The sequence below is a fragment of the Ruania rhizosphaerae genome, from assembly GCF_009805705.1.
GTDB lineage: Bacteria > Actinomycetota > Actinomycetes > Actinomycetales > Beutenbergiaceae > Ruania > Ruania rhizosphaerae.
This window is the reverse complement of sequence record NZ_VSMB01000008.1, coordinates 64,378-85,553: the sequence shown is the minus strand read 5'-3', so window position 1 is coordinate 85,553 and position 21,176 is coordinate 64,378. Positions and strand designations below refer to the sequence as shown.

The window sequence follows — 21,176 nt, the reverse complement described above, 5'->3', positions numbered from 1 at the left end:
CCGGAGATCTCCCTCACCCGGATGGTCGACACGCCATCTGCGCAACGTGCGGTACTACGCGAACCGCTATAGTGTGCGTGGTGCGCACCGACCAACCCGGGCGTCACGAGGTACCACCGCGAAAGGGGAAGGGATGGATACGACTCAACTACTACGGGGGGTGCTCGATGTCGCCGTCCTCGCCGTCGTCTCCCGCGAAGACGGCTACGGCTACGACGTCCTGCGACGCCTGCGGGGCAGCGGGCTCACCGAGGTCGGTGACGCTTCGGTCTACGGCACGCTCCGCCGGCTCTACGCCGCTGGCGCTCTCACCAGCTACGTGGTCCCCTCGGAGGAGGGGCCGCACCGCAAGTACTACGGAATCACGGCCCAAGGACGGGCCTCACTCGAACTCCAGACCAAACAGTGGCGAGAGTTCGAACGCACCATGACCGAACTGCTCGACCTGGCGGAGGCGTCCTGATGTCCACCACCACCGACACGACCACCACCGACACGACCGGCGCCGCGCACGCCGTCGCCGCCTACGCCGGCGCTGTCCGGCACCACCTGAGCGATCTCCAGCCCGAGACGCTCGACGAGCTCACCGGTGGCCTCGAGGCGGATCTGAACGATTCCCTCGCAGACCGGCTGCCGCAGGCCGAGCTCGACCGCCTCACTCTCACCGACCTCGCCCGGCGCTTCGGCGACCCCGGGGACTACGCCGCCGAGATGCGCGACGCCGCTGGGATCGCACCGCCGGCATCGGTGCCCACGGGACGCCGCACCCTCGGTCAGGTACTGTCCGAGGCCGCACGGGGAGTCGGCGAGCGCTGGTCAGCTTTCGTCGCCAGGCACAGAGTCCTGACGGCGATCACACCCGTCGTGCGTGATCTACGTCCGGCATGGTGGTTGGTGCGAGGGTGGTTGCTGTACCAGATCCTTCAGCTACTGGTGGCGCAGAATTGGGCACTGCTCCCCCAGAACGCCGTCGCCTGGCTGGTCTTCCTTGCCGTCACCCTCACCAGTATCCAGTGGGGACGAGGAGCGTTTGGTCAAGGACGTGGCGCACGCACCATCGGTCACCTCGTCAGTGCGCTCTCGCTCATCGCGGCCCTTCCAATCGCGAGCAACTATCTCGCGTTCGCTGAGAATCCCAACCGGTCAAACACTGTCGCCTCGTATGACGCCGGGTTCGCCGACGGGCTGAACGCTGCACCGCCTCCCACACCCACAGACGGCGTCTACTTCGATGGCACTCGCGCCGACAATCTCTTCGTCTACGGCCCCGATGGCCAGCCCATCGAGGGGGCGCAGATCGTCGACCAGGACGGCAACCCGCTCATCCTGCAGCCTGAGGGCGGCGACTGGAGGACGTGGGACAACGACGGCGTCGGCATTCCGGGATCAGGCGTCCCGCTCGCTGCGCTGGAGGGCGACGCTCCGCTCAACGCCTTCCCCTACCGCACCCTCTCCCCTGCCGAGTTGATCCCGGAGCAGGACGGCGGCTGGACCTGGGACTCCGAGGCGGTACGAGAACCTCAGTGGCCGGCGCCATCGCTGTTCCCCCTACCCGAGACACATGGAGGTCCCGAGGAGCCAGCTGACGCCGACACGGCCCAATCGGAGGAATCGGAGGAGACGGGCTCCGACGAGTCCTCGGCCGATGATTCCGCCACGGAGGAGTCCGCACCCGAAGACGCCTCTCCCGAAGAGAACGACTAGTTGGCATACCTACCGTTGCGAGCCGTCACCTCGCATCGGTTCCAGACCGCCGGCGGCGATGACGGGAGGGGTCATCGCCGCCGGCTTCCTCCGCGACCCCGTGCCGGTCGCAGACGTTGTGCCGACAGTCCCGGCCATGCCGACCGAACCCTCTGGACAATGCCCCGGTGCAGCCACAGGCGGCACCAGGACGAGTTCGACTCAACGCGACCGACGGCCGTGTCCTAACGCTTCTGCTCGGCGCGCCGATGATGCCACCGCACCGATTCCGGCAGTTCGTTCACCTCGCAGATCGCCGCCCAGACGGCTCGCGGAGACTCCCCGTCCGCCAGTGCCTGGTTCGCCGTCCTGCTGCCGAGCGGTGCAAGGACCAGATCCTCAGCGAGCGATGAGGCGTAGGCACCGAAGGTGTCCCGCATCGCGACCTGAAACTCGGAGTGCTTCACCATTCCAGCCTACGTCGCCGACCGGGCGGACCGGGACGTCCCGCAGCCCCAGGGCTCGCGTTGCACCCGACAACTCGACAGCTCGATACCGCGGGAGCGAGCGATGTCAGACCCTGGTGACACCATGCTGGTCATGGCAGAGATCGAGCGGGAGCGGCACAGCGGAGGCGACGAGGGTCGCTCCCGCAGCGCTGCGGATCGCGCTCACCATGGGGGATCCGGCAGGTCAGCTCGTCCTGGTGGTGAGCCCGGAAACACAGGCCGGGTGCTGCTCCCACCTCTCCCCGGCGAGGTGTTGCCGCGTGGCGCCCGACCCACTAGAATGGAACGCATGTTCGACGTGCGATGGGAAGAAGTTCCCGGGTCGCAGGAGACCCGGGAGCGCCTGCTGCACGAGTTGGGACGGTCCGACGAGGAGCTCTCGGGTATCGAGGCGGGCATGCTGGCGACCCTGGTTGCTCACGAGACTCCGTGGGAGGACCGGTTGCACGCCCAGGCCGGCAGCGCCGGGTTGCTGGCCGACCTGGAAGGCCTGGACCTGGAGGAACTGGATGAGGGCGCCCTGGTGGAGGTCGCGGCTGCGGCGCAGCGGGTGGCCTCGCGGGCGCAGCAGATCCAGCTGCGGGCCGCAGCCACGCTGACGGCGCGGGAGCCGATGAATCCACAGGTGCTGGCCGAGCACACCACTGGCCCGGCCGGGGTGGCCGGCGACTGCCTGGCACTGCGGTTGCGGTGCAGCAAGCGTCAGGGGCACGACCTGGTCCGGCGTGGGCACCAGTTGTCGACCTACCTGACCCGGACCGAGGAGGCGCTCGCGGCCGGGGCGATCGATCTGGCCCGTGCGGTCGCGATCGCCGACGGGGTGGAGCACGTGCCCTGGCAGATCGCCCTCGCCGTCGAGGACGAGGTGATCGAGCGTGCCCCGGATCGAACCCCGGCGCAGGTACGTGCCGACGTCGCCGCCGCGTTGATTGCGGTCGACCCGGACGAGGCTCACGCACGTGCCGAGCGGCGCCGCCACGAGCGGCGCGTGAGTCGCCCTCGTGCCCACCCCGACGGCGTGGCTTCGGTGCGGGTGGAAGGTCCCGTTGGGGACGTGCTCGCCCTGGACCTGGCATTGGACGGCGCCGCCCGGGCTGCGAAAGCCAGTGGGGATGCCCGCACTCTGGAACAGCTGCGGTTCGACGCCCTGACCAGTCTCGGCCACCACGCCCTGGCCACAGGCGCGCTCGAGACGGGTGCCCTTGAGAGCGGTGCCCTCGAAACCGGTGCCCTCGACACGCCCACCGCACCCACGCCGCCTGCCGAGCAGAGTGGGCCGAACGCACGGTGGCCGGTGGCGACTCGCAACGGGCACCGGCCCAGTGTTCACGTCACGATGAGCCTGGAACAGCTCGTGCCCGAACCTGTCGAGGTCAGAGCTGATCCCCGGTGCGGCAATAGCACCAGCCACCGGCCCGAGCGCACCACCGGAACCCCGCACGAGGGGGCCACCGGACGCCCACCCGAGGGCGCCACGGATCCCGGGACACCGATCCCGGTCGGTCAGGTGCCCGTGCTCGAAGGGTACGGCCCGATCGACCCGGCCACCGCCCGCGCCCTGGCGGCCGGTGGGATCTGGCGGCGCCTGGTCACCGACCCCCTCACAGGTTCCCCGGTCGATATCGGCACCACCCGCTACACACCACCGACCGCCATGGCTGACCGGATCCGTGCCCGTGACCGTACCTGCGTGCGCCCCGGGTGCACCCACCCTGCCAGCGAGGCTCAACTCGACCACACCACCGCCTACAACCATGGCGGCCACACCAGCGACGCCAACCTCGGCGCCCTGTGCACCCGTGACCACCTGATCAAAACCCACGGTCACTTCACCCTCACCCAACCCGAACCCGGCATCTTCGAATGGGCCACCCCCACCGGCCACCGCTACCGACGAGAACGCGACGGCACCACCACCGACCTCACACCTGCACGCAACCACCGACGACACCACGAGAAGCGGAGCGACTCGCACGCATCGGACGACGACAACCCACCCTTCTGACGGGTGGATCCGGCGAGGTGACAGTAGCTCCGACGAGCGGACCGGTGGATCCGGCGAACGCTGAGCACAAGGATGCCACCGGCACCGGCACCGGCACCGGCACCGGCACCGGCACCGGCACCGAGCGATGGTCAAGCGAAGCCGAGTGCAGTGAAGCGAACTGGACAGGGAGTGAGGCCGGTATGTCCGACCAGGGCGGCACAATGAGGATCGTGTCCCCGACCCCCGACTCAGGCGCGTCCGCAACCAGTCAGACGAGCGAACCGCTCGCCGAGTTCAGCGCGCCGACCCGCTCGTGGTTCACGGGGGCGTTCGAGCGGCCCACCCAAGCTCAGGCTGGAGCCTGGGACGCGATCGCCTCCGGAGAGCACGCCCTCGTGATCGCACCGACCGGTTCAGGCAAGACGCTGGCTGCATTCCTGTGGGCGCTGGACCAGCTCCTGACCGGCACTCAGCCGGCCGATCGGGCACGACGATGCCGCGTCCTCTATGTCTCCCCGCTGAAGGCACTTGCCACCGACGTCGAGCGGAACCTGCGCTCTCCGTTGGTCGGGATCACGCAGGCAGCGACCGCGCAGGGGTCACCGGTCAACGATGTGCAGGTAGGGCTGCGCACCGGGGACACACCTGCCGCCGAGCGCCGAGCCTTCGCGAGCCGCCCGCCGGACATCTGCATCACGACCCCCGAGTCGCTGTTCCTGATGCTGACCTCCTCCGCCCGCGAGGGACTGCGCGGGGTAGAGGCGGTCATCGTCGACGAGGTACACGCACTCGCGGGGAACAAGCGCGGTGCGCACCTGGCCCTGTCCTTGGAGCGTCTCGACGCGCTCCTGGAGCGACCGGCCCAACGGATCGGGCTCTCGGCGACCGTGCGTCCAGCCGAGACCGTGGCCTCCTACGTGGCCGGCACACGTCAGACCGACGACGGCGGCCGCTCCGTTCGTATCGTTCAGCCGCATGTCGACAAGGAGCTGCGGATCGACGTCGTCGTCCCGGTGCCGGACCTCGCCGATCTCAGCACGACAGGACCAACGGCCAACCAAGCGACCGGGCACGTGCCCCGCCAAGCGACCAAGCCAGCGATCGAGCAGGCGCATGGCCCGGACCTCAGCGGCGACGCCGCGGGTCTGGTGCCAGAGGGCAAGACCGCCAGGGGCAGCTCGATCTGGCCGCACGTGACCGAGCGGGTCGTCGACCTCATCACCTCACACTCGTCGACCATCGTGTTCACCAACTCCCGACGAGGGGCTGAGAGGCTCGCAGCACGCATCAACGAGCACTACGCCGAGCGTCTCGGTCTGGGCTCGGACCTGGACGAAGGATCAGCATGGGCGGCCGAGGTACCGGCCCAGTCGGGCACGGCCCTCCCCCGGCCCGAGACCCTTCCCGCAGAAGCCATCATCGCCCGCCCGCACCACGGCTCGATGAGCCGCGACGAACGCACGGCTACCGAGACAGCCCTCAAGAACGGCACCCTGCCTGCGGTCATCGCCACCAGCTCCCTCGAGCTGGGTATCGACATGGGAGCCGTCGACCTCGTCGTCCAGGTCGGTGCTCCGCCATCGGTCGCCAGCGCGCTGCAGCGGATCGGGCGTGCAGGTCACCAGGTCGGTGCTCTTTCCCACGGCGTGGTGCTACCCACGCACCGCGGTGACCTGCTCGCCGCGGCCACGACCGCCGTCAGAGCGAACGCAGGTGCCATCGAGGCGGTGCACCCACCTGCCAACCCGTTGGACGTGCTCGCCCAGCAGATCGTCGCGATGTGCGCCCAGGAGACGTGGGCCGTCGACGAGCTCGCTGCCGTGGTCCGGCGCTCGGCGCCGTTCTCCCATCTCACCGATCGCGTCCTCACAGCGGTGCTCGACATGCTCGCCGGCCGCTACCCGAGCGAGGAGTTCGCTGATCTGCGCCCACGCCTGACGTGGGACCGGGTGGCCGGCACCCTCACCGGACGTCCCGGAACACTGCTGCTGGCCGCCACGAGTGGCGGCACGATCCCGGACCGCGGGCTCTACGGCGTGTACGTCGTCGGCGAGGAGGCGACCGCGCGAGGCGGCAAGCGGGTCGGTGAGCTCGACGAGGAGATGGTCTACGAGTCACGTGTGGGTGACACGTTCACCCTCGGCTCCAGCACGTGGCGCATCGAGGACATCACACCGGACCGCGTGCTGGTCTCCCCAGCGCCCGGCCTGCCCGGGCGTCTCCCCTTCTGGAAGGGGGACCGGCCCGGCAGGCCCGCCGAACTCGGTCGTGCCATCGGTGCCATGATGCGCGAGGTGGCTGAGAGCGGGATGGCAGCGACCGCCGTCGAGGGCTGGGGCCTGGACGACTGGGCACAGGAGAACCTCCTGGCCTACCTACGCGACCAGGAGCAGGCCACCGGGCGGTTGAGCACCGACCGGTCGATCGTCGTGGAGAAGTTCCGGGACGAGCTCGGTGATTGGCGCGTGGTCATCCACTCCCCCTACGGCGCCGAAGTACACGCTCCCTGGGCGTTGATCCTGACCGCCCGCCTGCGGGAGCGGTTCGGAATGGATGTGGCTGCCATGCACGCCGACGACGGGATCGTGCTGCGCCTGCCCGACACCGATGCGACCTGGTCGCTGAGTGGCGAAGCCCCCAGCACGACCAGCGATCCGTTCGGCCCGGTCACGGGCACCGCAGGCACGCGCATCGTCGACGGCCTTCACCCACCCGGGGGCAGCTCTCCCGCCGATGTCAGCCTCGACGACCTGCTGCTGGACCCCGACCAGATTGCCTCCGATGCACTGGCTGCACTCTCAGGGAGCGCCCACTTCGCGGCCCGGTTCCGGGAAGCTGCCGCCCGATCGCTCCTGTTGCCCGCCCGACGCCCCGATCGGCGCCAGCCGCTGTGGCAGCAGCGTCAACGCAGTGCCCAGTTGCTGTCCGTGGCGGTTGACCACCCGGACTTCCCGGTCGTGCTGGAAGCCGTACGCGAATGCCTCCAGGACGACTACGACGTGGCGGCTCTGACGGACCTGATGCGCAGCATCCGTGGCCGCGACGTTCAGGTGGTGGAGGTCAGCACCCCCACGCCCTCACCGTTCGCGCAGTCGCTGCTGTTCGGCTACGTCGCACAGTTCCTCTACGGCGAGGACACACCGCTGGCCGAACGACGGGCCGCGGCCCTCACTCTCGATGCGTCGTTGCTGTCAGATCTGCTCGGTGACGGCGCTGAGATCGCCGATCTCCTCGATCCGGCCGCATTGCGGTCAGTGGAGGAGGAGGTCAGCTGGCGGACCGAGAGCACTCGTGCGCGTGACGACGAGGCGCTGCTCGATCTGATCCGCCGGCTCGGCCCGGTGACCGAGACCGATCTGCGCGCGCGATCTGCGCAGCCACACGAGCTGACGAGCTGGCTGTCCACACTGCAGGGCGATCGCCGGGTCCTGCCGGTCCGGGTGGCGAGTGAGACCCGATGGATCGTCGTCGAAGACGCCGGCCGGGTGCGCGACGCCCTCGGTGTCGCTCTCCCAGCCGGGCTACCCGAGGCACTGACCGCCCCCGTCCCGCGAGCACTGGAGGATCTGGTGCGCCGGTTCGCGCGGTCGCACGGACCGTTCCGGACCGGCGAACTCGCGGCATGGCTCGGACTCGGGCCCGGGGCGCTGACCGCCACCCTCACCGCCCTGGTGCGCGACGGTGCGCTGACCAGTGGCACGCTCCGCCCCCCGGAGTCCCACACGGCAGCGACCCGGGCCATGCCCGGACCGGACTACTGCGATGTCGACGTCCTCCGGCGGATCCGGCGCCGGTCGCTGGCCGCCCTGCGCGCCGAGGTCGAGGCCGTGCCTCCTGCACGGCTGGGCCTGTTCCTGCCCCGGTGGCACCAGGTGCGCTCGCTACGCGGCGTCGATGGTGTGCTCACCGCCATCGATCAGCTCGCAGGCACCCCGGTGGCCGCCTCCGCATGGGAGTCACTCGTGCTGCCGGCACGCGTGCGCGACTATGCACCGGAGATGCTCGACGAGCTGACGACATCCGGTGAGGTGGTGTGGGTGGGCGCGGGCTCCGGTCCCGGCAACGACGGGCAGGTGGCGCTGGTGCCGGCTGACTCCGCCCCCGATCTGGCACCGACGGCGGAGCTCACCCTGGCAACACCTGTGCACCACGCAGTGCAGCACGTGCTCGGACGCGGAGGCGGCCTGTTCTTTCGCGACCTCGTGGTGGCCGTACGCGACTCGTGGTCGCAGGATCCGCCGTCCAGCGACGAGATCCTATCCGCCCTGTGGGACTGCGTCTGGGCCGGCACCGTCACCAACGACAGCCTCGCCCCCTTGCGGGCGCGGCTCGGCGCACGCCCTCGCCCAGGATCGGCAACGACTCGCCGGGCCAGACCACGTGGCCGTCCCCTACGCGGGATGCGGTCGGGGCCACCGGTTCCCGAGACAGCCGTGGGGCGCTGGTCGTCGGTAGCCGACCGTGCCGACACCTCACGTCGCACGACGATCGCCGCCGTGGCGCTGCTGGACCGGGACGGAATCGTGACACGGGGCAGTGCGTCACTGGCGGTTCCTGGTGGATTCGGTACCGCCTACCGTGCGCTGGCAGCGCTCGAGGAGAGCGGTCAGGTTCGGCGCGGCTACTTCGTCGAGGGGTTGGGAGCTGCCCAGTTCGCACTGCCGGAAGCGGTGGAACGACTCCGAGGCACCAGTGACAGCGGAGCAGGTGAGGCTCTGCTGCTGGCAGCCACCGATCCGGCGAATCCCTACGGTGCGGCACTGGCGTGGCCGGATCCAGTAGCCCTCTCGAGCGACGGCACGGCCCACCGGCCGGGCCGGAAGGTCGGGGCCAGCGTCATCTTGTGCCAGGGCGAGGCGGTGCTCTACCTCGAACGCGGGGCACGGTCGGTGCTGAGCTTCACCACCGATCCGGCACGGCTGGAGGCTGCCGCAGCAGAATTGGTGCGCATGGCAGAGTCGGGAGTGCTCGGCAGGTTCACCGTCACGAAGATCGACGGCGCGCCTGCCCTCGGCTCGTCCACGCCGACCGCCGCAGAGTTGCTCGACGCCGGCTTCCTCGCCACCCCAGGCGGGCTCCGGATCCGGCGGAGGTAGGCGTGCCCGAAGGAGATGTCCTCCTGCGAGTAGCGCGGCGTTTGACCGCCGCGCTGGCTGATCTGCCGCTGGTGCGGGTGGAGCTGCGGTGGCCGGGGGTGTCCGACGCTGAACTGACTGGTCACACCAGCCTCGGCACCGCCTGCTACGGCAAGCACCTGCTGACCCGTCTGGACAACGGACACACTCTGCACACCCATCTGCGCATGGAAGGTCGCTGGCGTATCCGGCATACCACCACGCCGCCGGAACGGCTCGGCCGACCGCTCGTGCGGGCCGTGCTGGCTACTCAGCGGTGGACGTGCGTCGGCGAGGAACTCGGCATGATGGACGTGCTGCGTACCCGCGACGAGCCGATCCTCCTGGGCCACCTGGGCCCGAACCTGATGGCCGAGGAACCCGACGTCTCACGCGCCGCAGCGAATCTCCGCACCCAAGGAGGGCGCAGCATCGGCGCCGTCCTGCTGGACCAGCGCGTGGCAGCCGGAATCGGGACGATCTACCTGGCGGAGACACTCTGGCGCCACCGGATCAGCCCGTGGCGCCCGTCCAACGAGGTCGAGAACCCGGAGTCCGTCTTCGCCACGGCGGCGGCCCTGATGCGGCGCTCCGCGGACGCCCCGACGCTCACGGCTACCGGTCTGCGCGAGCAACCGACGTTCGTGCACGACCGCGCCGGACTGGCATGCCCGCGGTGCGGTGGCCTGATCGCGGTCGCCTCGGTCGGCGAGCCGCCGTTCGACCGGCCCGCCTACCACTGCCCGGCGTGCCAGGCGGCCTGACGGACCTACGAGACGACCTGACATAGCGCTCGGCGAGAGTCGCGGGGGTGATATGACCACGCAGACCGGAGCCGCTCAGACTGGAACTGCTCAGACGACGGCGAGGTCCTCGTCGCGGTCGCGGCCGACCTGGTAGACGAAGTCCGGCGGGATGGTGTCCGGGATCGCGACGCCCTCGGCGATCGCCACGCGATCGGAGACCTCACGCAGCACCACCGCAAGCGGAATGTTCAGTGCTGAGCAGATCGAGGACAGCAACTCGGAGGACGCTTCCTTCTGACCACGCTCCACCTCGGAGAGGTAGCCGAGCGATACTCGCGCGGCGGAGGAAACCTCACGCAGCGTCCTGCCCTGACCCTGCCGGGCGCCCCGAAGGACATCACCGATCTCTCGTCGTAGAACCACCATGGTGTGTCCCTCCTCTCGCTCAGCGCTGCTTGTTGGTGTCTTACCGTACCCCGCTGGGGTCACAGATGCGTTACGTGCGCCACGACGTGGACGCGTACTGTGCACCGGCGGGTGCGTCCCACCGCGCCGGGTGGGCCGGACGGTCGGATTCGGCTTCCTGGTCTGCATCATCACCCTGTCCAACGCAAGGTCGTCTCGTTCTGTTCCCCGCCGGCACGCACATACGCGTCTGAGAGCACCGTCACAGCAACCGCGAGCGCAAGATCAACCGCAGCGGTCCGCACCGCGGGACGTGTCCCCGCCAGGCGGTGCCCGCGAACCTGCACGATCCGCGTCTCACCTTCCGCCCCGCCCCGTCTCACGCCGAGAACAGCGGCCACGTAGAGCGTGCCAGCAGGGTGCCCATCGGCGGGCCCGGGTCCGGCGACACCCGTCGTGGCCAGTCCGAGCCGCGCCCCGAGAAGGCGACGGACGCCGTCGGCCATCTGCACCGCAACGCGCGGATCAACGGGACCGGAGCGATCCAGCAGCTCCGCATCCACCTGCAACAGTGACGCCTTGAGATCGGTCGCGTACGCGACCACGCCACCGCGCATCACCGCCGACGCTCCCGGCACATCCGCGAGCCGGGAGGTCAGTGCACCGGCGGTCAAAGACTCTGCGACCGCGATACTGACACCGGCCCCACGTGCGTGGTCGATCACGCGCCACTGTGCCGACGGGGCCGACGGTGCGCTCATGTGCGTTGGTCTGCCGCGATCCGCCACGCCCGCCAGCAGTAGTCCAGCCCGGTCACCACCGTGACAGCAGCAGCCGCGTACAGCACGATCAGACCACTGACGACAACGATCGTGCCGAACGGATCACCCAGCAGCGCCTGGGCCGGGAAGATCAGCAGGCAGATCGCCACCACCTGAAGCACCGTCTTGAGCTTGCCACCGTTGGAGGCTGCCATCACCGACCGGCGCACCATGACGAACCGCAGCACGGTGATGCCGATCTCCCGCACCAGGATCACGATGGTCACCCACCACGGGATATCACCGAGGAACGACAGCACCACGAACGCCGACCCGGTGAGAAGCTTGTCCGCGAACGGGTCGGCGATCTTGCCGAAGTTCGTGACGATCCCGCGGGCGCGCGCGATCGATCCGTCGAGCTTGTCGGTGATGGCGGCAACGATGAAGACCGCCAATGCTCCCAGTCTCATCCCCGGCGTGTCCTGCCACAGCAGCACCACGAATACCGGGACCAGCGCGATCCGCAGCATCGTCAGGACGTTCGGCAGGTTCCACACCGGTGAGATCGGGTGGGCGGCAGATTCTGGCGTGCTCGTCACCCACCCAGCGTAGGGGACGGACCAGCCGGCGGCAGGTGCACGGGCGTTCAGATCCCGCCGGTACCCTGTGCCCCGTGCCTACGAACCCCCGCCGTGGCTGGCTCATCCCAGCAATTCTCACCCTCATCGTGATCATCGGAGGCACCGTCGCGCTAGCCCTGTCCTTGCCACGCGGTGACGACGATCCGGCCCCCACGCCGACGACGGCTCCCACCGCTCCGGCAGCCGAGCCCTCCCCCTCCTCTCCCCCTGAAGCGGATCCGGTCGAGGACGTCGTCTTCACGATCGGTGCCACCGGCGATGTCCTCCCCCACGACACCCCCATCGGTGAGGCACGGACCACGGACGGGTACGACTTCACCCCGATGCTGGAGGCCACCCGCCCCTGGAGCTCGGGGGCCGACCTGGCGCTGTGCAATATGGAGGTGCCACTCTCGCTTCCGGACGAGGAACCCACCGGGTACCCACTGTTCGGAGCCCCGGACCAGCTCCCCGGGAATCTCGCCGACCTCGGCTGGGACGGCTGCTCCACCGGCACCAATCACTCCCTTGATCGCGGCTACGACAACCTCGCCTACACCCTGGACGTCTTCGACGATGTCGGCCTGGGGCACGCCGGTACCGCCCGGAGCCAGGATGAGGCCGCCGCACCGCAGTTGTACCGGCTCGAGCGCGGTGGACGCACCATCACCGTCGCCCAGCTGGGTGGCACCTACGGCACCAACGGGCTACCGATCCCCGACGACGCCCCGTGGTCGGTGAGCCTGCTGGACGCCGACACGCTCACCGAGCAGGCGCGGTCGGCCCGGGCAGAGGGCGCCGATCTGGTCGTGGCGACACTGCACTGGGGGCTGGAGTACCAGTCCGCCCCGAACGAGGAGCAGCGGGCCCTCGCCGAGGCGCTTGCCGCCTCCGGCGAGATCGACCTGATCATCGGAAACCACCCGCACGTGCCGCAGCCGTTCGAGCTCCTCGACGGCGGCCCTGACGGTTCGGGGCTGTGGGTCGCCTGGTCGTTGGGGAACTTCATCTCCAACCAGGACGACGCCTGCTGCGTCCCGCAGACCGCGACGGGCCTGTTCATGACGGCCACGGTCGAGGCACCAGCCGCCGGCCCCGTGCGGGTGACCGGGATGGAGTGGTCGGCGATGACGGTCGATCGAGTGGGTGGTCAGCACGTCTACCCACTCGCCGCGCTGCTCGCCGGGCAGGTCCCCGCGGAACTGACCCAGGAGGTCACGCTCTCAGAGCCGGTGCTCACCTCCCGTGACGCTGGTGTGCGCGAGGTGATGGATCAGTCCGCCGGTGCCACCTTCACAGAGCGGACCGATCCGCCCGAACCGACGGGCCCGGAGCCGGAGGTCGTGCCGCGCTCGTGACCCTCAACGCCGGCCGGTCACGCCCGGTCGGTGAGTGACCAGGCATCCTCGGAGTCGCCGGCCCCGTCCGCTCCGTCGGAATAGTCGGTCACGACCTCGGCGGCGCTGTCATCGTAGACGTCCTCACCCTCGCCGGAGGCTGCCGGCGGTGTCTCGCCACGTAGCGTGGCCAGCGTGGCCGGCAGATCGTCGGGCTGGACCAACACATCGCGCGCCTTCGACCCTTCCGACGGGCCGACGATCTCGCGCGATTCCAGCAGGTCCATGAGACGTCCGGCCTTGGCGAACCCGACGCGGAGCTTGCGCTGCAGCATCGAGGTGGAACCGAACTGGGTGGTCACCACCAGTTCTGCGGCTTGCAGCAGCAGGTCGAGGTCGTCTCCGATGTCCTCGTCGACCTGCTTCTTGGCCTGCGGGACGATGACGTCCTCGCGGTAGTTCGGCTTCAGCTGGCTCTTGACGTGCTCGACAACCTCGTGAATCTCCGACTCGGTGACCCACGCACCCTGCACGCGCATCGGCTTGGCTGCACCCATCGGCAGGAACAGGGCATCACCCTGCCCGATGAGTTTCTCGGCACCCGGTTGATCGAGTACCACGCGGGAATCGGCGAGGGAGGACGTCGCGAACGCCAGCCGCGACGGGACGTTGGCCTTGATCAACCCGGTGACCACATCGACGCTCGGCCGCTGGGTGGCGAGCACCAGGTGGATACCGGCGGCCCGGGCGAGTTGGGTGATGCGCTGGATGGAGGCTTCGACATCTCGCGGAGCAACCATCATCAGGTCGGCGAGCTCGTCGACGATGACCAGCAGGTACGGGTACGGCGTGATCTTGCGTTCGCTGCCCGGCAGCGGCTGCACCTTCCCGCTGCGCACGCCGGCGTTGAAGTCATCGAGGTGCTTATAGCCGTACGTGGCGAGATCGTCATAGCGGGTGTCCATCTCGCGCACCACCCACTCCAGCGCCTCGGCGGCCTTCTTGGGGCTGGTGATGATCGGGGTGATCAAGTGCGGGATGCCCTCGTAGATGGTCAACTCCACCCGCTTGGGGTCCACCAGCACCATCCGGACCTCTTCGGGTGTGGCCCGCATCATGATCGAGGTGATCATGGAGTTCACGAACGAGGACTTACCGGCACCGGTGGCACCGGCCACCAGCATGTGCGGCATCTTCGCGAGGTTAGCCACCACGTAGCCCCCCTCGACGTCCTTGCCCACGCCCATCACCATCGGATGCTCAGTACGGCGGGCGGGGCCGGAGCGGAGCACATCACCGAGTGCCACCGTCTCGCGGTCGGCATTCGGGATCTCGATACCGATCGCCTTCTTGCCCGGGATCGGGGAGAGGATCCGCACATCGGCGGAGGCGACAGCGTAGGCGATGTTCTTGCTCAGTGCCGTGACACGTTCGACCTTCACACCTGCTCCGAGCTCCACCTCGTAGCGGGTGACGGTCGGTCCGCGGGTGAAGCCGGTGACCTCGGCGTTGACACCGAAATCGGTCAGGACGGTGGTCAGGGCCTCGACCACGCGATCGTTGGCCGCTGAACGGGTCTTGTGCGGAGGGCCCTGGAGCAGTACGTCGTCACCCGGGAGTGTGTAGGTCAGCCCGGGGTCGAGGACCAGCTGCTCAGCCCTGGCGGGCAGCGCTTCGGTCGGCGGTGGCGTGAGGTCCTCGTCCGCTTCTGGCTGCCCCGTCGTCTGGGGGCCCTGGGCGGCCGCAGACGCCGCCGCGGCTTCGTTGTCCGCCGCGATCTGCGCGGCCTGCTCGAACGCCTCGTCCCCGTGGTAGGTACCCGGCTCGACGGCGGCGCTCGCCTTCTCCTTCGCCTCCGCCTTCCTACGTCGTCTGACCGCAGCGCGGGCGGCGGCGTCGTTCCTCTCATCCCCGGGCTCGAGAGCCCCGATGGCGTCATCGTCACGGGCGAGGTCATCGTCGGCGTCGGCATCAGCGTCGATGTCACGGCCGGAGATCCAGTCGAATCCCTGCCGGAAGCGGCGCGGGATCGAGGCCACCGGTGTCGCGGTCACGACGAGCAGGCCGAAGAAGCCCAGCAGTGACAGCAGCGGGATGGCCACCCAGATCGTCAGTGCTGTCGATAGGGGGTTCGCCGCGACCCATCCGATGAGGCCGCCCGCTGCGAACACGTCGAACCAGTCCGGAGGGGCCGGGCGTCCGGACGCCACGTGCACGAGGCCGCACACGGCCACGACGATCGCGCTCAACCCGATCGTGATCCGGCCGTTCACCTCAGGTCGGTCCGGATGACGCATCAACCGGACGGCGAGGAAGACCAGGATCACCGGGATCGCTACGGCGAGGACGCCTACACCCCCGGCGGCAGCAGCATGGACCCACTCCCCTGCGGTCCCGGAGAGGCCGAACCACTCACGGACAGCGACGATCACGGCGAACGCCAGGAGCAGGAACGCCAGTCCGTCGCGGCGGTGGGCCGGGTCGAGACCCTTGGCGCCGGAGCCGATCGAACGTGCCGTTCCACCGATCACGTGCGCCGTACCCATCCACAGGCCACGCACGATCCGAATCGGCAGGGCAGGCTTCGACGGCTGCTGGCCGCGACCGCGGGACGTCGACGAACCCGACCGGGACTTGCTGCTGCCCGCGGTCGCGCTCTTCTTCCGTCCTGGTGCGGCGGACCGTCCGGGGGAAGTCGTCCGGGTCGCCATGATATGTCTCGTCCCTCCTCAATCAGGCATGCCGAGACAGGCCTGTCGCAACCCACTCAACCAGGCGAGGCCTGCAGGCGCGCCGTCTGACACGCCCAAGCGCCCAGATCGCACCCTGATCGGACAGGATCCAGCCGGCCCGCACTGAGGCCTCGCGCTACATGAGGAGCCCGACGGCGAGAGTCACCAGCCCTGCTGCCAGCAGCACACCACCGGCGACCACGAGCACGATCCAGCGATTGGGGCGGGTGCGCCCACGCCCCATGGCAGCGAAGAAGAAGCCCGCCGGCATCACGATAGCGGAGATCAGCACCCCGGTCCGCGCCAGCCAGAGCGCCACTCCGGTCAGCGTGGTGGCTTCGGCGAGCATCAGGCAGACGAGGCCGAACACGATCAGCACTCCCGCGTGGCCGTGACCAGCGCGGAAGAACGAGCGCTGGAAATCGGTGGCGGGGATGCCGCCGGAGGCCATGCGCGCGAGGAAGGCGCCACCGGAAGTCACGGTGACGGCGGCGAGCAGCACGATCCCAGCGGTGACCTGGGCGTCGGGCGAGAGGATCATCGGGGCTCCAGAGTCGAGAGCGGTTACCTAACACCGTTAGCAAACAGTGTGTGGAAACGCCTGTCAAGGCCGTATCGTGACCCCATGGCCCGACCACGCCAGTACGACGACGCGCTTCGCCGTCGCCTGCTGAACCACGCCTCGGAGCAATTGTCCGCCGCAGGCCCTCCTGGACTCTCACTGCGCACTCTCGCCGCGGCATGTGAGACCACGACCGCGGCCATCTACACCTTGTTCGGCAGTCGTGACCAGTTGCTCGATGCCGTCGTCGCCGAGGGATTCGCGCGCTTCCACGACCATCTCGCGGCCGTCCCCCGCACGACCGACGCACGGGCCGATCTGCTCGCCCTCGGACTCGCCTATCGGGCCAGTGCACTCGCCGACCCGCACTTCTACCGGGTGCTGTTCGGTTCGGACCTGCGCGCAGGCAGCGACAGCGTCAGCGAACCCACCTTTGGCATCCTTCTCGACGCCGTCGCCCGAGTCCACCCGGACCTCTCACCGGCCCCCCTCAAGGCCGAGGCGTTGCGCCTGTGGGCGCTCGTCCACGGTCTGGTCAGCCTGGAACTCTACGGCCTCCTGCCCGAGGGCGACACCAGCGAGAACGGCGAGGAGGTCTTCCGCGAGACCCTGCTCGCCGATGCCTACCGGTCCGGCCGTTGACACCATCGCGGGGCGACGGCTACTCCTGCTGGTCGATCGCCGTCTCGCCGCCGATGTAGGTCTCACACACCTGCTCATCGTAGGGATCGTCGCCAAAGAGCTGGTCGAGCGTGGGCTGATCGATCTGCTCGCAGTAGCCACCGGACGCCGGTGTCGACGGTGCGCGATCGGCCGGCCAGGTGACGATCTCGCCACCGTCCTGCGTGCGACAGGTGGAAGCGCGACCCGGCTCCTGGCTGGACGATGAGTTGCACTCCCAGTCCCCGATGGCGAGATAGGCGCCACTGCCCTCCGGGATCGATGGAGGATCGTTGTAGTAGGTGTCGAGCAGTTCCTCAGCGAAGACGCAGTCCACGTCCCCGGCGATGATCTCCACCGTCACCGTCTCCCCGATCGTGGAGATCACCTGACCACATTCCTGGGGCCCGGTCGGTGCGGATGTCTCCTCCGGCTCCACCGGCTCCGACTCCTGCGGTGAGGGATCGGTGGACTCAGCCGACGCCGTCGGAGTCTGGCTCGCCTCGGCAGACGCACTGGTCTCGACACCGGATCCCACCCCCGTGTCCGGGGTGCACCCGGCCAGGACAGGCACGACAAGGACGGCTAAGGCGGCCAGCAGGGCAGGGCGGCGCATCGGCATCTCCCGAGGTCATGACCAGATGGGCACGATCCTGTCATGGCGCACGCGCCCGTGGTCGACCGCGCGCTCAACAGTCACCGAATTGTGACCGACGAACTCAGGACTCCACGACCACCGGAATGATCATCGGGCGCCGCTTGAGCTTGCTCGAGGCGAAGCGGCCGACAACACGGCGCACCACCTGCTGCAACTGGTGCGTATCGGCATTCCCACCGGCGGCCGCCTCGGTGAGCGCCTTGGTGATCTCGGGCACGATCGCGGCCAGCTTGTCCTCACCCTCGGCGACACCACGAACGTGCAGCTCCGGGCCGGCGACGACCTCTCCACTCGAGGAGTTGACGACGACGAAGATGGAGATGAAGCCCTCTTCACCAAGGATCCGCCGGTCTTTCAGTTCGGCTTCGGTCACACCTCCGACCGACGAACCGTCGACGTAGATGTACCCGCACGGGACGGCGCCGGCGATCTTCGCCCTACCGTCCACGAGGTCGACGACAACGCCGTCCTCAGCCAGCACGACCCGCTCAGGCGGCACTCCGGTCTTGACGGCGAGCGCGCCGTTCGCCACGAGATGACGCACCTCACCGTGCACCGGCATCACGTTCTTGGGGCGCACGATGTTGTAGCAGTAGAGCAGTTCCCCTGCTGAGGCGTGCCCGGAGACGTGGACACGGGCGTTGGCCTGATGCACGACCTTGGCACCGAGACGGATCAACCCGTTGATGATCCGGAAGACGGCGTTCTCGTTCCCCGGGATGAGGGAGGAGGCCAGGATCACGGTGTCGCCCGGGCCGACCGAGACCCGGTGGTCCCGGTTCGCGATCCGCGACAGCGCCGCCATCGGCTCACCCTGAGACCCGGTGCACATGAGCACCATCCGGTCCTCGGGCAGATCGTCGATCTTCTTGACGTCGATCAGCACTCCGTCAGGCACGTTCAGATATCCGAGCTCGGAGGCGATCGTCATGTTCCGTACCATCGACCGGCCAACCAGGGCGACACGCCGACCATGGGCGTCTGCCGCGTCCAGCACCTGCTGAACGCGGTGCACGTGCGAGGAGAAGGAGGCAACCACGATCCGGCCCTCCGCCTGTGCGAACACGGAGTCCAGCACCGGGCCGATGTCGCGCTCGGAGGTCGTGAACCCCGGCACCTCGGCGTTCGTCGAGTCGGTCATGAACAGATCGACACCCTCTTCGCCGAGGCGGGCGAAGGCCCTCAGGTCCGTGATCCGTGAGTCCAGCGGGAGCTGGTCCATCTTGAAGTCACCGGTGTGGAGAACCATTCCCGCCGGCGTGCGCACCGCGACGGCCAGTGCATCTGGGATCGAGTGGTTGACGGCCACGAACTCGAGGTCGAACACCCCGAATGTCCGGCGCTGTCCTTCGGCAACCTCACGAAGCACCGGCTTGATCCGGTGCTCCTTGAGCTTGGCCGCCACGAACGCCAGCGACAGCTTCGAGCCGATCAGCGGGATGTCCTTGCGCAGCCGCAGCAGATAGGGCACGGCACCGATGTGGTCCTCGTGCCCGTGGGTGAGCACGATCGCCTCGATCTGGTCCATCCGATCCTCGAGATACCCGAAATCGGGCAGGATCAGGTCGACGCCCGGCTGGTGATCCTCGGGGAACAGCACGCCACAGTCGATGACGAGCAGTCGGCCATCGAACTCCAGCACGGCCATGTTCCGCCCGACCTCGCCGAGACCGCCGAGCGGGACGATCCGGAGCGCGCCCGGTGCCAGCGGACCCGGGGGCTTGAGGTCAGGGTGGGGGTGGCTCATCGATCGGAGTCCTCAAGTAGTCCGTGCAAGGTCAGTGCGGTGCGCAAGTCTGCCATCTCGGCGGCGTTTGCCTCGACGAGCGGCGAGCGGACCGATCGGTGCGGGAGGTGACCCTGCAGCTGCAACGCTGCCTTGGCCATGACGGCTCCTTGGCCGCCTCCCATGATCGCCTCGACCACCGGCGCCAGTTTCGCTGACAGGTCCCGGGCGCGGTACAGGTCACCGGAGTCGACCGCACCCACCATCTCGGCGTAGCGACCGGCCTCCACGTGGCTGACCACCGAGACGAGCCCGGAGGCGCCGTGCACCAGCCAGGCGAGATTGAGATTGTCGTCCCCGGAGTAGTACTCCAGACCCGTGCGCCGCATCCGGTCGAATCCTTGGGCGACGTTGCCGGTGGCGTCCTTGACCGCCCTGATCTGCGGGTGCTCGGCGAGGCGGTCGAGGATTTCATCGCCGATCGCCACCCCGGTGCGCCCAGGGATGTCGTAGAGCATCGCTGGAAGGCTGGTGGACTCCACGATAGCCCGCAGATGGCGGTAGACACCCTCCTGAGAGGGCCGGTTGTAGTAGGGCGAGACCACGAGCAGTCCGTGCACACCGGTGCGCTCGGCAGCCTCGGCGATCCGGACGGCGTGAGCGGTGTCGTTCGAGCCGGCGCCGGCGATGATCATCGCCTCAGCACCGACCTCGTCCACGACGGCCGCCACGAACTCGTCCTTCTCCGGCTGGTGCGTGGTCGGTGACTCGCCGGTGGTGCCGTTGAGCACCAGACCGTCGGCACCGGAATCGACCAGGTGGCGTGCCAGCCGTCGCGAGGTGGCGATATCGATCGTGCCGTCAGGTTTCATCGGCGTCACCATGGCGACGCTGACGGAACCGAAAGAGCGCGACGGGCGCGACGAACTGGACATGGAGACGACGTTACCGCGTCCACCGGTACCGCTGCTGCCCTTACACGCTCCCGGACGCGCGAGAGCATGTGAGTATCGCCACCGCCTCAGAGGTTCCCGGCGGAACCTCTAGGGTGGACGGATGGATCTGCCTCCCCCGTCATCCGGACCCGCCGATCACCACGGTGACCTGCACGCCGACGTCTCCGTCCGGCCATCCGTCGCCGGGGACGCCCCCGCGTTGGGTCTCATCCAGGCCAGGGCGTGGCGTGCGGCCCACGCCGATACGCTGCCCGAGACGGCCCTCGATGCACTCGACGCCGACGGGTTCGCACGGGCCTGGCGGTCCGCGATCACGTCCCCGCCCTCGGCGAAGCACCGGATGCTGACCGCATGCGATGGTCCACAAGTTGTCGGATTCGCGGCGCTCGCGCCGGCACCCCGGACTGAGGAGACGGGAGAGGTCGTGGCGCTGGAGGTTGACCCCGGCCATGCCCGTGCCGGGCACGGGTCTCGCCTCCTCGCCGCCTGCACCGACATCCTGCGCAAGACCGGCGCTACCCACGTGCGGGCGTGGGTCGTCGACGGGGACGACGCCCGCTCAGCCTTCCTCGCCACGGCCGGGTTGGAGCCGATCGGCGTGCGCCGGATACTGGACGTGGCCGGTACGCACGTGCGCGAAGAGGCCTGGTCGGCCCTGCTGTGAGTGTCCGCTCACGTGTGAGTGTCTGCTCACGCGAGCAGCGCGCCCGATGCGAGTCC

General features: G+C 68.9%; 17 protein-coding genes. 8 read left to right on the top strand and 9 right to left on the bottom strand.

Going from position 1 to position 21,176, the window contains the following annotated elements:
• Positions 1-133: 133 nt before the first annotated feature.
• The gene (locus tag FV560_RS12305) at positions 134-463 is read left to right on the top strand and encodes a PadR family transcriptional regulator (protein WP_159621836.1); all 330 of its coding nucleotides are present in this window, start codon (positions 134-136) and stop codon (positions 461-463) included.
• Positions 463-1,704, top strand: coding sequence for a hypothetical protein (locus FV560_RS12300; RefSeq protein ID WP_159621835.1), 1,242 nt, complete (start codon positions 463-465; stop codon positions 1,702-1,704). Before FV560_RS12305 ends, FV560_RS12300 begins: the two co-directional genes overlap by 1 nt.
• A gap of 224 nt (positions 1,705-1,928) precedes the next feature.
• Here FV560_RS12300 and FV560_RS12295 read toward each other — a convergent pair whose 3' ends face one another.
• Positions 1,929-2,150 carry a DUF3046 domain-containing protein gene (locus tag FV560_RS12295; RefSeq protein ID WP_200837646.1) on the bottom strand — a complete coding sequence of 74 codons (222 nt, stop codon included), beginning with the start codon at positions 2,148-2,150 and terminating at the stop codon, positions 1,929-1,931.
• A 331-nt stretch (positions 2,151-2,481) separates the two neighbouring features.
• Between FV560_RS12295 and FV560_RS12290 the strand changes: the two genes are divergently transcribed.
• From FV560_RS12290 to FV560_RS12280, 3 genes are all read left to right on the top strand, one after another.
• Complete coding sequence (locus FV560_RS12290) at positions 2,482-4,197, top strand: DUF222 domain-containing protein (RefSeq protein WP_159621833.1); 1,716 nt, start codon at positions 2,482-2,484, stop codon at positions 4,195-4,197.
• 203 nt (positions 4,198-4,400) lie between these two features.
• Complete coding sequence (locus FV560_RS12285; RefSeq protein ID WP_159621946.1) at positions 4,401-9,275, top strand: Lhr family ATP-dependent helicase; 4,875 nt, start codon at positions 4,401-4,403, stop codon at positions 9,273-9,275.
• A 2-nt stretch (positions 9,276-9,277) separates the two neighbouring features.
• On the top strand, positions 9,278-10,057 hold the full coding sequence (locus FV560_RS12280) for a DNA-formamidopyrimidine glycosylase family protein (protein WP_159621832.1): 780 nt from the start codon (positions 9,278-9,280) through the stop codon (positions 10,055-10,057).
• A 90-nt stretch (positions 10,058-10,147) separates the two neighbouring features.
• Here the strand turns inward: FV560_RS12280 and FV560_RS12275 are convergent, their stop codons facing one another.
• From FV560_RS12275 to pgsA, 3 genes are all read right to left on the bottom strand, one after another.
• A complete protein-coding gene (locus tag FV560_RS12275) occupies positions 10,148-10,465 on the bottom strand; it encodes a helix-turn-helix domain-containing protein (RefSeq protein WP_159621831.1) in 318 nt (105 codons plus the stop codon).
• 170 nt (positions 10,466-10,635) lie between these two features.
• On the bottom strand, positions 10,636-11,205 hold the full coding sequence (locus FV560_RS12270) for a CinA family protein (RefSeq protein ID WP_159621830.1): 570 nt from the start codon (positions 11,203-11,205) through the stop codon (positions 10,636-10,638).
• Positions 11,202-11,804 carry a CDP-diacylglycerol--glycerol-3-phosphate 3-phosphatidyltransferase gene (gene pgsA / locus FV560_RS12265; protein WP_200837645.1) on the bottom strand — a complete coding sequence of 201 codons (603 nt, stop codon included), beginning with the start codon at positions 11,802-11,804 and terminating at the stop codon, positions 11,202-11,204. The genes FV560_RS12270 and pgsA overlap by 4 nt, the downstream gene beginning before the upstream one ends.
• Before the next feature lie 74 nt (positions 11,805-11,878).
• Between pgsA and FV560_RS12260 the strand changes: the two genes are divergently transcribed.
• On the top strand, positions 11,879-13,183 hold the full coding sequence (locus FV560_RS12260; protein WP_235020094.1) for a CapA family protein: 1,305 nt from the start codon (positions 11,879-11,881) through the stop codon (positions 13,181-13,183).
• Between the two features lie 17 nt (positions 13,184-13,200).
• On the opposite strand, the gene FV560_RS12255 is transcribed toward FV560_RS12260, so the two are convergent.
• Positions 13,201-15,873 (bottom strand): FtsK/SpoIIIE family DNA translocase, encoded by a 2,673-nt coding sequence (locus tag FV560_RS12255; RefSeq protein WP_159621829.1) that lies wholly within the window; start codon positions 15,871-15,873, stop codon positions 13,201-13,203.
• A gap of 157 nt (positions 15,874-16,030) precedes the next feature.
• Complete coding sequence (locus FV560_RS12250) at positions 16,031-16,435, bottom strand: hypothetical protein (protein WP_159621828.1); 405 nt, start codon at positions 16,433-16,435, stop codon at positions 16,031-16,033.
• A gap of 84 nt (positions 16,436-16,519) precedes the next feature.
• On the opposite strand from FV560_RS12250, the gene FV560_RS12245 reads away from it, so the two are divergent.
• The gene (locus FV560_RS12245; RefSeq protein ID WP_159621827.1) at positions 16,520-17,098 is read left to right on the top strand and encodes a TetR/AcrR family transcriptional regulator; all 579 of its coding nucleotides are present in this window, start codon (positions 16,520-16,522) and stop codon (positions 17,096-17,098) included.
• A 19-nt stretch (positions 17,099-17,117) separates the two neighbouring features.
• Here FV560_RS12245 and FV560_RS12240 read toward each other — a convergent pair whose 3' ends face one another.
• From FV560_RS12240 to dapA, 3 genes are all read right to left on the bottom strand, one after another.
• Positions 17,118-17,732, bottom strand: a complete 615-nt coding sequence (locus tag FV560_RS12240; RefSeq protein ID WP_159621826.1) for a hypothetical protein — start codon at positions 17,730-17,732, stop codon at positions 17,118-17,120.
• Between the two features lie 103 nt (positions 17,733-17,835).
• Complete coding sequence (locus FV560_RS12235; RefSeq protein ID WP_159621825.1) at positions 17,836-19,521, bottom strand: ribonuclease J; 1,686 nt, start codon at positions 19,519-19,521, stop codon at positions 17,836-17,838.
• Positions 19,518-20,435, bottom strand: a complete 918-nt coding sequence (dapA, locus tag FV560_RS12230; protein ID WP_159621824.1) for a 4-hydroxy-tetrahydrodipicolinate synthase — start codon at positions 20,433-20,435, stop codon at positions 19,518-19,520. The genes FV560_RS12235 and dapA overlap by 4 nt, the downstream gene beginning before the upstream one ends.
• Positions 20,436-20,556: 121 nt before the next feature.
• Between dapA and FV560_RS12225 the strand changes: the two genes are divergently transcribed.
• On the top strand, positions 20,557-21,120 hold the full coding sequence (locus tag FV560_RS12225) for a GNAT family N-acetyltransferase (protein ID WP_159621823.1): 564 nt from the start codon (positions 20,557-20,559) through the stop codon (positions 21,118-21,120).
• The last annotated feature ends 56 nt before the right edge of the window (positions 21,121-21,176 follow it).